Raw genomic sequence first — 14518 nt, 5'->3', positions numbered from 1 at the left:
TTCCGCTTACAGTTTTTCCCGCCCAACGAACAGATAAATTTCTACGAAGAATCGCACTCACAACAGACATTATCTTCTAAATAACAAAAAGTCTTTAGAATCAACGATTCTAAAGACTTTTTCGATACACATTTTACTCCTGATACAATGCTGTTGAAAGATATCTTTCTCCTGTATCTGGTAGGATTACTACAATTGTCTTACCTTTATTTTCAGGTCTCTTTGCTACTTCTGTTGCTGCATGTAGTGCTGCTCCTGATGAGATACCTACTAATAAACCTTCACTCTTTGATGCTGCTCTTGATGCTTCAAATGCTTCATCATTTGTTACTTGGTAGATTTCATCTATAAATTCACTATTGTATACTTCTGGAACAAATCCAGCTCCGATTCCTTGGATTTTGTGTCCACCTGGTTTTCCACCGGAAAGAACTGGTGAATCCGTTGGTTCTACTGCGATGACTTGAACACTTGGTTTTTTATTCTTTAGTACTTCTCCTACACCTGTAACCGTTCCGCCTGTTCCTACACCTGCAATAATAATGTCTACTGCACCATCTGTGTCTCTCCATATCTCTTCTGCAGTAGTCTCCTTGTGGATTTCTGGATTTGCAGGATTATTAAATTGTTGTGGTATAAAGCTATTTGGAATTTCAGCTTGTAATTCTTTTGCTTTGGCAATAGCTCCTTTCATACCATCAGCACCTGGTGTTAATACAAGCTCTGCACCTAATGCCTTTAAAAGATTTCTTCTCTCCATACTCATGGTATCAGGCATAGTTATAATCATTCTATATCCTCTAGCTGCAGCCACAAAGGAAAGAGCAATACCAGTATTTCCACTAGTAGACTCGATAATCGTAGCGCCTTCCTTTAGGATGCCTCTTTCTTCTGCGTCTTTGACCATTGCATAACCAATACGGTCTTTAACGCTACCTAATGGATTAAAATATTCTAGCTTTGCTATTACAGTAGCACCTAAGTCATTGCTTTTGTTGTAATTTGATAATTCTAATAATGGTGTATTTCCAATTAAATCCGTTAGACTTTTAGCTATTTTACTCATAATACCCCTCCGTTATTTCATACTAATTCGATATGTTTTATATGTTATATTAATTTTATTCATTTTCGATGAAAATGTCAATAGTTTTTCAAATATTATTTCAGTATTCCTATAGCTTCTATTTCTACTAATACACCTTTTGGTAATTTTGATACCTCTACGCAAGATCTTGCAGGAAATACATTAATAAAATAAGAAGCGTATATTTCATTAATTTTCCCAAAGTCATCCATGTTTTGAATATAAACAGTAGTTTTTACCACATGGTTTAAATCACTGCCCCCTGCTTCTAGCACATTTTTTACATTCTCTAAAGCTTGCTTTGCTTGCCCTTCTACGTCTGTACATACTACTTCTCCAGTTTCAGGATTTAGGGGAACTTGACCAGAAGTAAACACAAAGTTTCCTACTATTATTGCTTGTGAATATGGGCCAATAGCCTCAGGTGCTTTTTTCGTATGAATGATTTCTAAATTCAATAATTTCATCCTCTCTTATTGTTAAGAATTCCTATATGTTTTATATAATCAATATACCACAATAACGACTTTACCAAACAGTTTTATTGTTCTCTCTTTCTCACTTTCACATTCAATTTGTCATAAAATGTTTGAATGTGAATTTTTTGTAGAATAATTAAGATAGTGTTTCTATTCTTAACAAATAATTGATTTCTCGATTTACACTATCGACTATATATTTTGAGGAGGTTTTTTATGACTAGTGTACTTCGTTATTTTCTAGTAGGTATCGGTACTATTTCACTAGGTTTAGGAATCATAGGAATGGTTCTTCCTGTATTGCCTACAACACCCTTTTTACTTCTTAGTGCTGCTTGTTATTTTAGAGGTTCAAATAGGGCTTATGAGTATCTGCTCAATCATAAAGTATTTGGTAAGTATATTGATGATTACCGAAATAAAGGTGGCATCACTCTAAAAGTAAAAATTTACGCTTTAACGGCACTTTGGATCAGTATAAGCTGTTGTATTATATTTTCTCAAATACCATCCTTTGCAAAAGTAGCTATATTCTTTATAGCCAGTGCTGTGACTTACCATATTGCTTCAAGGGAGACATTAAGAGAATAACTCGAGCACGAGCTTGGGTCAGTAATCAAGGTCAGTCATCAGCACTTATACATTCCTTTTAGGTAGGTTTTCGGGTCTTAGATCCTTCGCTTCGCTCAAGGATGACTTCAGTAGCTTAGTAGAGGCGATTTTACAGTTTTTTGCACTACAATGCATAGAGAGTTCCGCTTTCCACATTCCGCTTTCAGCTAAAATAAAACCATCGAGCAACAACACACTCTCGATGGTTTTTAGCATTCCTATTTACGTCATACTATTTCCCGTACTCGGCTATTTCATAAAGTTCTAAATCTTCTTCATTTATATTAGCATATAGAATCTCCACAATGGCCTTTGCTTTATCTAAACTGGTCATGAGTTCTACGGAGGACTCTATAGCTGTTCTTCTTATGGCAAAGCCATCTCTTTTAGAGTCATTTCCTTTAGTTGGCGTATTAAAGACCATATCAATATTGCCTGTACGAATAATATCTAGGATATTAGGGCTGCCTTCGTGAATTTTCTTCACCACATCTACTTTGATTCCTATGCTTTCTAAATAATTTGCTGTGTTTTCTGTAGCAAAGAATTCATAATTCATCTCTTTCATCTTTAGTGCCAAAGGTTTAAATTCTTCCTTATCTTTCTCTCGTAAAGTTACTAATACTCTTCTCTTTCTATGCGACATATCCATGCCTGCTGCTGTCAACCCTTTATAAAGAGCCCCTAATAGATTGTCACTAACACCTAGTACTTCACCTGTTGAGCGCATTTCAGGACCTAAGCTGGCTTCTACTTTTGGCAATTTCTCTGTCGAGAATACAGGGACTTTTGCACAAATGAGCTTTGATTCTGGGTAGATTCCTACTCCATAGCTTAAATCCTTTAATTTCTCGCCTAGCATAATTCTTGTAGCGATATCAATTATAGGCACTCCTGTCACTTTGCTAATATAAGGCACTGTCCTACTAGATCTAGGGTTTACTTCGATAATATATAGCTCCCCATTATACTCAATAAATTGGATATTTATCATTCCCATTACATTTAATGAAAGGGCTAGCTCTTTTGTATACTCTACTATCTTATCTTTTGTCTTTTGCGATACATTTTGTGGAGGATACAAGCTAATGCTGTCTCCTGAATGAATCCCCGCTCTTTCAAGATGTTCCATAATTCCGGGAATAAGCACATCTTCTCCATCGCATATGGCGTCTACTTCTATTTCCATGCCGTTTAAGTATTTATCTACTAATACAGGATTTTTCTTGTCTTTAGAAAATGCATCGCCTAAATAAAACTCTAATTCAGAGTCATCATAACATATTTCCATTCCCTGTCCACCTAATACATAGGAAGGCCGAACTAATATTGGATAGCCTAGCTCTCCTGCCACAGCAAGACCTTCTTCTAAAGTCCAGATTCCCTTGCCTTTTGGGCGCTTGATGTTTAGTTTTTCTAGGATTTCTTCAAATTTTTCACGGTCTTCTGCTGCATCAATATCCTTAGGTAATGTGCCCAGCACAGGGATGCCCTTGCTTTCAAAGAATTCTGCTAATTTTATAGCTGTTTGTCCGCCAAATTGAAGGATTACACCATCAGGACTTTCCTTTTGTATGATATTGTAAGTGTCTTCTTCTGTAAGAGGCTCAAAATATAATTTATCTGAAATATTAAAATCCGTACTTACGGTTTCTGGATTATTATTTATAATAATGGTCTCTACTCCTAATTTCGATAGAGCTTGCACACAGTGAACAGAACAGTAGTCAAATTCAATGCCTTGACCAATTCGTATTGGACCAGAGCCTATGACGATTATCTTTTTATTTTGGGATACTTCTACTTCATCTTCTTTGTCATAGGTAGAATAATAGTATGGGGAGACTGCATCAAATTCGCCAGCACAAGTGTCTACCATTTTGTACGAGGTGCAAATTCCCCACATATCTCTCATTTCATAAACTTCATTAGGAGAAATTCCCATCAAATCAGCAATGCCCTTGTCAGAGAATCCCCTAACTTTTAAATTAGTCAATTTTTCCTCCGTTAAATCTTGAGGCTTTGTATTCTTTAATTGCTCTTCTTCATCGACGATAAACTTAATTTTATTGATAAAAAATTCATCCATACCCGTCTCTTCCGATAATTTTACAACTCGGCACCCTCTTCGGAGCATTTCTGCTAAATAAAACAATCTCTCATCATTAGGATACATGACCTTCTCTCTAAGTTCTTGCAGAGAGTATTTTTTTACGCCTTTATGATCTAGTGAGTACTGTTTTAATTCCAAGGATCTAATCCCTTTTAAAAGAGCACTTTCGAAGCTATTGCCTATGGCCATTACTTCACCAGTTGCCATCATCTTAGTGCCTAATTTTCGATCAGCACCGTAAAATTTATCAAATGGCCATTTTGGAATTTTAACTACTACATAATCTATACTTGGTTCAAAACAAGCAAAAGTCTTTTTCGTCACGGCATTTTTAATTTCATCTAATGATAATCCTAGTGCAATTTTTGATGCTACCTTTGCAATAGGATACCCTGTTGCCTTAGAAGCTAAAGCAGATGAACGACTTACTCTTGGATTAATTTCAATAACTGCATACTCAAAGCTTTTAGGATGAAGGGCAAACTGTACATTACATCCCCCTTCTATACCAATAGCGCTAATAATATCTAAAGATGCCTTACGAAGCATTTGGCATTCCTTATTGCTTAAAGTTTGGGTTGGAGCCACTACGATGCTGTCACCTGTGTGAATCCCTACAGGATCAACATTTTCCATATTACACACCACAATACAGTTTCCTTTACCATCCCGTATAACCTCGTATTCTATTTCTTTCCAACCTTTTATGCTTCTTTCAATAAGCACTTGTCCCACCCTACTTAGGTGTAATCCCTTTGATGCAATTTCTTTAAGCTCATTTACATTTTCAGCAATTCCTCCACCAGATCCACCTAGAGTATAGGCAGGTCGAACCACTACGGGATAGCCAATTTGTTCTGCGTATTGTAATGCCTCATCTAAATTAGATACCGTTGTGCTTTCAATAACTGGCTGATGAATTTCCTCCATGAGTTTTCTAAATAACTCTCGGTCTTCTCCCTTTTTTATGGACTCAATTGACGTACCTATGACCTTTACTCCGTACTTGTCTAGGATCCCTTTATCGTGAAGCTCTAATGTAATATTTAGCCCTGTTTGTCCACCCATTCCGGCAATGATGCTGTCTGGTCCCTCTATTTTGATAATTTTTTCTATAGTCTTTACATTAATTGGCTCAATATAAACCTTGTCGGCCATTCCTTTATCGGTCATAATCGTAGCAGGATTACTATTAACGAGAACCACTTCTACGCCTTCTTCCATGAAAGATTGGCAAGCTTGCGCTCCAGAATAATCAAATTCTGCTGCTTGTCCAATTACAATGGGACCAGATCCAATTACTAATACCTTTTTTATATCATCTCTTTTTGGCATAATTTCCTCCTACAATTGTTCTATGAATTCGTCAAAAATATCAATCATATCTTCTGTTCCAGGATATGCTTCTGGTTGAAATTGCACAGATAGTATAGGCTTTGTCTTATGTCTTAAGCCCTCAATGGTTTGGTCATTAAGACTAATATGTGTAATTTCCATATCTTCTGGAACTTTGCTGACGACATAACCATGATTTTGAGACGTTATATAAGATCTGTCTTTGTAAATATCTTTTACTGGATGATTGGATCCTCGATGCCCAAAGGCTAATTTTTCTGTATCTCCACCTAATGCCAAGGCAATAAACTGATGACCTAAACCATTGCCCATAGTTGGTATCTTTTCAAGGAGTGCTTTTACATTTTCAATAATTTCGGGATAATCTTTAGGATCTCCAGGTCCATTAGATAAGAATAAGCCTTGAGGGTTTGAACTTAAGATTTCACTTACAGAAGTATTACTTGGAAACACAGTGATCTTTAGGTCTTTGTCTTTTAGCGCTTGGAGGATTGTGTTCTTTATACCAAAATCTATAACTGCGAGATTTCTACCTGATCCTTCAATAGTATACGTTTCCTTTGTAGTAACCATGTCTACAGCTTTTGAATTATTGTAGCCATCTAACATGTCCATTAATTTTGTATGGGGTAATCTACGGAGGCTAATAAGTCCTCTAAGAGTTCCATTTCTTCGTATGATTTTCGTAAGGGCACGGGTATCAATACCCTCTAAACCCATAATATTGTTATACTTTAAATAGCCTTCTAAATCCAACTCACATCTGAAATTATTAGGGAAATCACATTTTTCTCGTACAATTAGCCCTTTAATTTTTGGACTCTCTGACTGATCGTCTTCTAAATTAATGCCGTAGTTTCCTATTAGAGGATAGGTCATAGTAAGGATTTGTCCATAGTAGGATGGATCTGTTATAAGCTCTTGATATCCTGCCATGCTTGTATCGAATACAACCTCTCCTACAGTATCCCCTACTTTACCAAATGCTCTACCTTCAAAAGTAATGTCATTTTCTAATTGCAAATACGCTTTCATAGAACCCTCCAATTATTTTTTCATATCCCTACTGCCTGGCTTTACTAATTCTTGCTCAGTTGAACATATTGGACAAACTTGCGAATCATAAACTTCAATATTTAAATCTACGGCATAGTATATTGGCATACCTATGTCTTCTCTTACCCGCTTTACAATACAGGCAACGCCTATTACTTCTGCCCCTAGCTTTTCTAAAGCTTCTTTTGTCTCAATGGTTGACTTTCCAGTAGTTACCACGTCTTCTGCAATAATCACCTTGTCCCCGGGAACAATTTCAAACCCCCTTCTAAGTTCCATTACACCATCTTTTCTCTCTGTAAATAAACTTTCTTTACCTAATTGCCGCCCTATTTCATAAGATACAACCACACCACCCATTGCAGGTCCAATGACTTTGTCGATCTTTACATCTTTTAATTGTTCTACTACAGGTTTTAGCACCTTTTCTGCCTTATCTGGAAACCGAAGAACCTTAGCACATTGCACATATCCCCCACTGTGTTTCCCCGAAGACAATAAAAAATGCCCTTCTAAAAATGCACCTGTTTCTTTTAATATCTTAATGATTTCTTGGCTCATGTGTTTAGCCTCCCTTGTAAATTATAATTTCTAAGTAAAAATTTGTGAGCTGAATGCGGAATGCGCAATAAAGTGCCTTTGGCACTTTAGCCATCAGCGGCCAGTCTTCAGCCATCAGAATTTTGTATTCCTCTGGGGTCAAAGATTCTTCGCTAGCGCTCAGAATGACACAGCAGTAGCTCAGAATGGCGCTGCAGTGGCTCAGAATGGCGCTGCAATAGCCTAGGGCATAATAATAGCTGCAGTTCGTAACCTTCGCACATGTCATCCTGAGCAGAGCGAAGGATCTTACACTACTTCGCCCAAAGGCGAGCAAATGTTTTTTCCGCTTTCAGCTTTCTGCTTTCTGCATTAAAGGTTTTGCACACCACCTGACCACCTTACCACCTGCATTTAAACAACTCCAACGAACTCCCCAATACTCTCCACATTGTTTTCTTCACAGTACTTCTCTAATCCCTGAATGATCTCTATAGGTGCCATGGGATTGATGAAATTGGTTGTTCCTATTTGAATAGCGGTGGCTCCAGCCATGATAAACTCTAATGCGTCTTGCCAAGTACTTATTCCGCCTAAGCCCATAATAGGGATATTTACATTTTTGTATACTTGATGGACCATTCGAAGGGCAATAGGTTTTATAGCTGGCCCAGATAATCCCGCGTATAGATTATCAAAAACTGTTTTTTTCTTGTCAATGTCAATAGCCATTCCTTGAAAGGTGTTTACTAAGGAAAGTCCATCTGCTCCGCTATCTTCACAAGCTTTTGCCATTTCTACGATATTTTCTGCATTTGGTGATAACTTAACCATAATCTTATGCTTACTTATTTTTCTAACTTTAGATACAACCTCTGCTGCCGATTCTGCCTTTATGCCGAATGCCATGCCCCCTACCTTTACATTAGGGCAAGAGATGTTTAACTCAATAAAATCAATATTACAGCCATTTAATAGCTCTACAGATTCTAGGTATTCATCTATAGTATTACCGCCTATATTAACGATTACCGCCGTATTTAGGGAGTTCATCTTTTTTAAATGCTTCTCTATAAAAACCTCGATACCTGGGTTTTCTAAACCAATGCTGTTTAGTAAACCACTTGGGGTCTCCCACAATCGAATGCCATCATTACCAGGCTTGGGGTAGCGAGTGATTCCTTTGCTACAAACCCCACCTAAAAGTGCCGGATCGTAATAACCTACGTACTCTTCACCGTATCCATAGGTTCCAGATGCTACTACTACGGGATTTTTCATGACAGTATTCATAAACTTTGTCTTTAATCTACTCATATAAGATTTCCTCCCCCAAAAACACTGGACCATCTTTGCAGGCTCTTTTATTGCCTTTCGTCGTCTTACATGTACAGCCTAAACAAGCGCCAACGCCACACGCCATTCTCTTTTCTACAGACGTGTATACAGTAATTCCTTGATTTTTACCTTCTTCTGAGATGATTTTCATCATAATTTCAGGTCCACATGTAAGAATTACATGGTCTTTTTTATACTCTATATCTTCTGTTATAATGCCTCCAATATTGACTTTTACATTTGGAAATTCATCCTTAAACTGCTTTATTATTGGGTTTTCCTCTCGAACACCTAGGTAAATTTCTATATGTCTATTGGGATTGATTCTATATAGTTCCTTTGCTGCGTAGTGCAGTGGTGCGATACCCATTCCACCACCTACGAGGGTGATATCCTCCTCGTCTAAATAAGGAAATCCATTACCATAAGGTCCCTGAAGGGTGATTACATCTTGGGCTTTAAGTTTTGATAATTTTTCTGTTCCTTTGCCCATTACTTGATACAAAAACTTTACTATACCATCTCGGAAATCATAAATGCTAATAGGTCTTGATAAAAGTGGATCAAAATCCCAACACCGTAGCATAAAAAACTGACCCATTTTACAGCTTCCTGAATACTCAACGCTTAAAGAGTACATATTATCTTGTACACATTCATTTTCCACAACTATAGCCAAGCCTCTAAATCCTCCTTCATTCGCAGGGTAGCCCTTCTAATTTCATCCCAGCAGTTTTCTCCTTCATTTATACCCTTGTGGGCAGTAATTAACCCTCTAGAAGAATTAATTACAGCACACCTGCTTTTCTTAAGTATTCTACCTATATCCTCACCTTTTCCTCCTTGGGCTCCATAACCAGGTACTAAGTAAAAGGTCTTTGGTAAAAGTTCTTGAATGACTTCAAATTCTTTTGGATAAGTAAGACCTACTACTGCACCTATAGAACTAAAACCACAATCTCCTAAAAATGGATCCCCCCACTTTTCAACAAGCTTTGCCATATGCTCGTAGTAGGGTTTTCCGTTGCAGTCCATATCTTGTGTTTCCTTTGCACTTGAATTCGAGGTTTTTAAGAGAATAAAAAGACCCTTTCCACTCTCTTTTATATAAGGATAGTAAGGAGATACGGCGTCCTCTCCCATATAAGCGTTTATGGTCAGCATGTCCGCCTCAAAATCTCCTGTAAAATGCCCTTTAGCGTACATCTGCCCTGTTGCAGAAATATCTCCTCTTTTAATATCTGCAATAGATATTTTATTTACCTCTTTGATGTACTTCAGGGTCTTAGAGTAAGCTTCCATGCCTTCTAATCCTAGAGCTTCATAGTAGGCTACTTGAACCTTGTAACAAGCTACCAAGTCTAAAGTATGATCAATAATATTCTTATTGAATAAAAAGAGCTTTTCTCCAATGCTCATTTTCTCATCTGAAAAATACTGTGGAAAATAAGATTCTTGTGAATCTAAACCTACACATATGGGACTTTTTTCTATGGCTTCTTGATACAATCTATCGATTATCATATTTGATTTCTCCTCTTTTAATAGTCATAACTACCTTACCCTTAGCTTTACGTCCGTGAAAAGGGTTGTTATTGGATTTAGAAACAAAATCCTTTATATCTATAGTAGACTCTCTATTTTCATCGATAAGTACTAGATTTGCTTCTCTATCGACAACTATTTCACCACAGTTCAAATCAAGAAGTTTTGCAGGCTCATAGCTCATCATCTGGCTCAACTTTCCTAGTGGAATATTTTCTTCATAAAATACTTTCCAATACATAGAAAAAGCTACTTCTATATTGCTGATTCCAGGGGAGCCTTTTTCTTTGTCTTCTTTAGAATGAGGAGCATGATCTGTAGCACATAAATCGATGGTTCCATCTTTAATACCTTCTATGAGGGCCTGACGATCTGCTTTTGTTCCAAAGGGTGGGCTGACTTTATAATCTATATCGTTGCCAAACACATGATGAGGAGTCACTTCACAAGTAAAGCGTAATCCCTCTCTCTTTGCTTTTCTAATAAGGTTTAGGGTTTCTTTTTCACTGACATGGCAAATGTGCAAATTTCCAGGCATTTCTCTTAGTATATTTAAATCTCTTTTTACGACTTCAACCTCTGGTTCACAATGAGTGGCAAGAAGAAATCCGAACTCCTTTGATAATTTTAAGCCCTCCCTCATGGTATTTTCACCCACAACAGTCTTTCCGTCGTTTGAAAATACCTTTGTTACAGCTATTATTTTTTCTAAATCAACGAACTCTTCTTCAAAATCTTTTGTCAAAGCACATATTTGAGTGAAATCACATAAATTAAGCTCTTTACTCTTTGAAAGATTCTCTACAACCATGTCCATATTGTCCGTAATCGGATTGGTATTAGCCATAGCCGCCAAATGGGTATATCCCCCCTTTAAAGCCGCTCTCATACCCGTTTCCATATCCTCCTTATACTCAAAGCCCGGATCCCGAAGGTGAGTGTGCATGTCAATAAAAGAAGGCATAAGGGTATAATTTAAACCATCAATAATTTGGTGATCTTCATAATTTCCCTTAAAATCCGTGTCTGCAACAATCCCATCTTTAACGAGAATATCTCCCTTCCTTCGACCATGTATATCTACAATCTCTGCATTTTTTATAATCATCCTCATACCTCCGTTTGAGTTCTAAGTTCTAAGTGAAATCAGCGGGTCGCTCTGCGACCGCTGATTTCACCTGACCACCTGACCACCTGATTATAATTTAGTTCTCGCATCGCAATACTCGCATTTATACTCCTTTTTCTTACAATCCACTAAAGTAAATTCAATCGTCGGCACTTCTTCACAATTTGTGATACATCTTGGGTTTTTGCACTTTAGAGTGCCATATACTTTCTTAGGTAGGCTTAATTTAATTTTAGATTTAATCTCCCCATTTTCTACAATATTAACTGTAGCATTTGGGTCCATTAGACCTAGTATATCAAAGTTAAGATCTAAGTCCGTCTCTATTTTAATTAAGTCCTTCTTGCCCATTTTTTTACTTGGAATATTTCGAAGAATGACTACTACATCTTCTATTTCATCAAGTTTTAGCTGTTTGAAAATTTGAAATCCATGACCGTATTCGATATGGTCAATGACGATCCCCTTCTTAATCTTTGATACATTTATCATATTTACCCCTCCAAGCCTAGTAATTTTATAATTAGAGCCATGCGGACGTACATGCCAAATTTGGCCTGTTTAAAGTACACTGCTCGTTTATCCTGGTCTACTTCTTTTGCTATTTCATTGACCCTTGGCAGTGGATGCATGATGATCATATCCTTTTTTGCCTTTTGTAATTTCTCTTTATTTAGAATGTAATAATCTTTTAATCTTTGATACTCAAACTCACTGACAAAGCGTTCTCTTTGCACTCTAGTCATGTATAGTATATCTAATTGACTGATGACACTTTCTAAATCGCTGGTTTCTGTATAGCTCGTAGCAGAGAGTTCATCCTTTATATATTGAGGAATAGTGAGTTCTTCAGGTGAGATAAAGATGAATTTCACATTGCTGTATCGGTTTAAAGCTTTTACAATAGAATGAACCGTTCGACCGAATTTAAGATCTCCGCAAAGACCTACAACGTGATTGCTCAAACTTCCCTTTAAATTTCTAATAGTCAATAAATCCGTCAATGTCTGTGTAGGATGTTGGTGTCCTCCATCCCCAGCATTAATGATAGGCATATCTTCAATATATTTGGTAGCCAGCTTGGCAGTACCTTCCTTAGGGTGGCGAATAATTGCAATGTCTGCATAACAGCCTACCGTTTGGATTGTATCTCCAAAAGACTCTCCCTTTGCAGCGGATGAATTTCCTGGATCGTCAAAGCCTATAATCTGACCACCCAATCGAAGCATAGCCGATTCAAAACTAAATCTAGTTCTAGTAGATGGCTCAAAAAAAAGGCTAGCTAATAATTTACCTTTGCAAACATCTAAATAATCATTAGGGTTTGCAATAATCTTATCAGCTAGCCTGAAAATACTATCTAATTCATTCAAATCAAAATCGTGGGGTTCTATGAAATGCTTTCCCTTTAACATGCGGTTCACTCCTTTTTTAGGTGGTAAGGTGGTAAGCAAATATGCAACTTACGTTGCAGTGAACAATGAACATTGAATAATGAATAATGAACAATACTATGGAGGTTTAATTAAAGTCGCATATATGTACTGTTCAATGTTCCATGTTCGTTTTTCACTGTTCCATTGAAAGTTTTCAGCTTTCTGCTTAAAGGTTTTTCCCGTCCAACCGTCCAACCCTTAAAATTCTTATAATACACAAAAACTACAACAGTAAAAATTTCTCTAGGAACAAGAAAGTGCCTATGGCGCATTAGTCGCTAGTCTTTAGTCACTAGCATTTGGGCGTTCCTTTTGCGTCAAGATCCTTCGCTCACGCTCAGGATGACTGAGCTAGAAGCTAAAATCAAAAGTACGATTTCCCTATTATACAAAAAAGCCTCTCCAAAGATACAGAGAGGCATAATAAATCCACGGATTCCTGTTATTTATACCTTCTCAATATCTCGTACCGAGTTAAAAGTAATTTTTTGTTACACATATTCTATATGAGTGTATCTAGATTGTCAATAAAAATTTTCTATTATTATCTCTTCTTTTTTGTATAGCTTATACGTATCATTTATTTAAATAGAGATGCAATCCAATCTATTAATCCATTGAAAAAAGATTTTACCCCTTGCAAGAATCCCTGACCTTCTTCTGAGGATAAATAATCAGAGGCTTTCCCTGCTATGTTTTCAATTTGATTGGATACTTGGTTCCAGTCGATGTCTAAGCCCTTCATTTTATCAAATAGAGCTACTAGTTTTTCGATTTGCGCGTCACTTAAATTCATATTAAAATTATTAACGATATTAATGACAATGTCTCGAACTTCTTCTGTTGTCTTAGGATTCTTTTCCGCGATTTCTCTTTTGATTTCATTGATAATTTCTGTAGCTTTTTCGTCACCTATTTCTTCACCTAATTCGGCTGTACGAATCATCTCTTCATTGGCTACCTTTTTTACATCCTCGTCGATGACTTCACCTGTAGATACTTCATAAGCCTTCATAATCCCCGTCAAAGCTGCTGTACCTGATGCATTTTTAGGTGCTGTAATTTGGATATCGGCGTCTTCTACTCCAGCTGTCACCAAAGCATTGATATAGGTCTGTTCTGTAATATAAGTAATTTTATCACTAGTAGTCACTTTGATACCACTGCCCTTTTCCGTATAAGTAATCATAGCAGAAGAAATAGCGTTCTTTCCAATCTTTCCTGCTGGAACTACATCTCCTAAATACTTGTGTTCTTCTGCATTGGTAGTAACGATCATCTGTGCATTTTCCGGTGGGTTGAATTCTGCTAATATGGCTTCTTTTTCAGTTATTGTCAAGTTATCGCCTAATGTGACGATGACATCTCCTACAGCCGCGTCAGCAAATACCGTAGCAGAGTTTAAAGATAAAATAGCAAATAAAAATATAGCAATGAATTTTTTCTTCATAAAATTGTTCCTCCTAGTAGTAGATTTTAGTTGATTATATCATAAGATTTTGAGATAAAATACCATTTTACAGAAGCTTTACACTTTAGTTGTAAGTTCTGAGTTTTATGTAAAAGAGGTACTAGGTGGTAAGGTGGTAGGGTGGTAGGGTGGTAGAGTGGTAAGGTGGTAAGAAAAACCTTGACTCGCCTTGAAATGAAATAGTGTAGGGAACTACGCCCTTGTCGCTTCATCCTTAAGCGACTAATGGTGGCACAGGTGCTTTTGCTTACCACCTTAATGCTTACCACCTTACCACCTCGTATAATGTAGTTATGATATTTGATAAATTAAATCTACATAGTCTAACGAATTTTTATCTTTATAATAGTATCTAA

13 protein-coding genes are annotated in these 14518 nt (G+C 36.9%); 1 reads left to right on the top strand and 12 read right to left on the bottom strand.

All coding sequences use genetic code 11. The features are described 5' to 3' along the window. Nucleotides 1-133: 133 nt before the first annotated feature. Nucleotides 134-1066 carry a cysteine synthase A gene (gene cysK / locus DES36_RS03665; protein WP_113919879.1) on the bottom strand — a complete coding sequence of 311 codons (933 nt, stop codon included), beginning with the start codon at nucleotides 1064-1066 and terminating at the stop codon, nucleotides 134-136. 95 nt (nucleotides 1067-1161) lie between these two features. Beyond that, nucleotides 1162-1554 carry a RidA family protein gene (locus tag DES36_RS03660; protein WP_170128163.1) on the bottom strand — a complete coding sequence of 131 codons (393 nt, stop codon included), beginning with the start codon at nucleotides 1552-1554 and terminating at the stop codon, nucleotides 1162-1164. A gap of 228 nt (nucleotides 1555-1782) precedes the next feature. Here DES36_RS03660 and DES36_RS03655 point away from each other — a divergent pair, with 228 nt between their 5' ends. After that, nucleotides 1783-2157, top strand: a complete 375-nt coding sequence (locus DES36_RS03655; RefSeq protein ID WP_113919877.1) for a YbaN family protein — start codon at nucleotides 1783-1785, stop codon at nucleotides 2155-2157. A 253-nt stretch (nucleotides 2158-2410) separates the two neighbouring features. Here the strand turns inward: DES36_RS03655 and carB are convergent, their stop codons facing one another. The 10 genes from carB to DES36_RS03605 form a co-directional block, all read right to left on the bottom strand. Beyond that, complete coding sequence (gene carB / locus DES36_RS03650; protein ID WP_113919876.1) at nucleotides 2411-5626, bottom strand: carbamoyl-phosphate synthase large subunit; 3216 nt, start codon at nucleotides 5624-5626, stop codon at nucleotides 2411-2413. A gap of 9 nt (nucleotides 5627-5635) precedes the next feature. Continuing rightward, complete coding sequence (locus tag DES36_RS03645) at nucleotides 5636-6682, bottom strand: carbamoyl phosphate synthase small subunit (protein WP_113919875.1); 1047 nt, start codon at nucleotides 6680-6682, stop codon at nucleotides 5636-5638. 12 nt (nucleotides 6683-6694) lie between these two features. Next, nucleotides 6695-7264: an orotate phosphoribosyltransferase gene (pyrE, locus tag DES36_RS03640; RefSeq protein WP_113919874.1), complete on the bottom strand. Its 570-nt coding sequence runs from the start codon at nucleotides 7262-7264 to the stop codon at nucleotides 6695-6697. A 393-nt stretch (nucleotides 7265-7657) separates the two neighbouring features. Next, nucleotides 7658-8560, bottom strand: coding sequence for a dihydroorotate dehydrogenase (locus DES36_RS03635; RefSeq protein ID WP_113919873.1), 903 nt, complete (start codon nucleotides 8558-8560; stop codon nucleotides 7658-7660). Next, nucleotides 8553-9260, bottom strand: coding sequence for a dihydroorotate dehydrogenase electron transfer subunit (locus DES36_RS03630; protein WP_113919872.1), 708 nt, complete (start codon nucleotides 9258-9260; stop codon nucleotides 8553-8555). The genes DES36_RS03635 and DES36_RS03630 overlap by 8 nt, the downstream gene beginning before the upstream one ends. Next, nucleotides 9251-10105, bottom strand: coding sequence for an orotidine-5'-phosphate decarboxylase (gene pyrF, locus DES36_RS03625; RefSeq protein ID WP_113919871.1), 855 nt, complete (start codon nucleotides 10103-10105; stop codon nucleotides 9251-9253). Before pyrF ends, DES36_RS03630 begins: the two co-directional genes overlap by 10 nt. After that, nucleotides 10092-11234 carry a dihydroorotase gene (locus DES36_RS03620; RefSeq protein WP_242981686.1) on the bottom strand — a complete coding sequence of 381 codons (1143 nt, stop codon included), beginning with the start codon at nucleotides 11232-11234 and terminating at the stop codon, nucleotides 10092-10094. The genes pyrF and DES36_RS03620 overlap by 14 nt, the downstream gene beginning before the upstream one ends. A 90-nt stretch (nucleotides 11235-11324) precedes the next feature. Next, on the bottom strand, nucleotides 11325-11747 hold the full coding sequence (locus tag DES36_RS03615) for an aspartate carbamoyltransferase regulatory subunit (protein WP_113919869.1): 423 nt from the start codon (nucleotides 11745-11747) through the stop codon (nucleotides 11325-11327). A 2-nt stretch (nucleotides 11748-11749) separates the two neighbouring features. Then, complete coding sequence (pyrB, locus tag DES36_RS03610; protein ID WP_113919868.1) at nucleotides 11750-12670, bottom strand: aspartate carbamoyltransferase; 921 nt, start codon at nucleotides 12668-12670, stop codon at nucleotides 11750-11752. A 601-nt stretch (nucleotides 12671-13271) separates the two neighbouring features. Continuing rightward, nucleotides 13272-14141, bottom strand: coding sequence for a DUF1002 domain-containing protein (locus DES36_RS03605; protein ID WP_113919867.1), 870 nt, complete (start codon nucleotides 14139-14141; stop codon nucleotides 13272-13274). Nucleotides 14142-14518 lie beyond the last annotated feature (377 nt).

The organism is Alkalibaculum bacchi, from assembly GCF_003317055.1.
Taxonomy (GTDB): Bacteria; Bacillota; Clostridia; order Eubacteriales; family Alkalibacteraceae; genus Alkalibaculum; species Alkalibaculum bacchi.
Note: the sequence above shows the minus strand (reverse complement) of the source record. Positions and strands in the feature narration are given on the sequence as shown.

Bases quoted from the DNA above. Each gene is read 5' to 3' on its own strand.
- cysK (WP_113919879.1), bottom strand. From the start codon at position 1,066: ATGAGTAAAATAGCTAAAAGTCTAACGGATTTAATTGGAAATACACCA.
- DES36_RS03660 (WP_170128163.1), bottom strand. From the start codon at position 1,554: ATGAAATTATTGAATTTAGAAATCATTCATACGAAAAAAGCACCTGAG.
- DES36_RS03655 (WP_113919877.1), top strand. From the start codon at position 1,783: ATGACTAGTGTACTTCGTTATTTTCTAGTAGGTATCGGTACTATTTCA.
- carB (WP_113919876.1), bottom strand. From the start codon at position 5,626: ATGCCAAAAAGAGATGATATAAAAAAGGTATTAGTAATTGGATCTGGT.
- DES36_RS03645 (WP_113919875.1), bottom strand. From the start codon at position 6,682: ATGAAAGCGTATTTGCAATTAGAAAATGACATTACTTTTGAAGGTAGA.
- pyrE (WP_113919874.1), bottom strand. From the start codon at position 7,264: ATGAGCCAAGAAATCATTAAGATATTAAAAGAAACAGGTGCATTTTTA.
- DES36_RS03635 (WP_113919873.1), bottom strand. From the start codon at position 8,560: ATGAGTAGATTAAAGACAAAGTTTATGAATACTGTCATGAAAAATCCC.
- pyrF (WP_113919871.1), bottom strand. From the start codon at position 10,105: ATGATAATCGATAGATTGTATCAAGAAGCCATAGAAAAAAGTCCCATA.
- DES36_RS03620 (WP_242981686.1), bottom strand. From the start codon at position 11,234: ATGATTATAAAAAATGCAGAGATTGTAGATATACATGGTCGAAGGAAG.
- DES36_RS03615 (WP_113919869.1), bottom strand. From the start codon at position 11,747: ATGATAAATGTATCAAAGATTAAGAAGGGGATCGTCATTGACCATATC.
- pyrB (WP_113919868.1), bottom strand. From the start codon at position 12,670: ATGTTAAAGGGAAAGCATTTCATAGAACCCCACGATTTTGATTTGAAT.
- DES36_RS03605 (WP_113919867.1), bottom strand. From the start codon at position 14,141: ATGAAGAAAAAATTCATTGCTATATTTTTATTTGCTATTTTATCTTTA.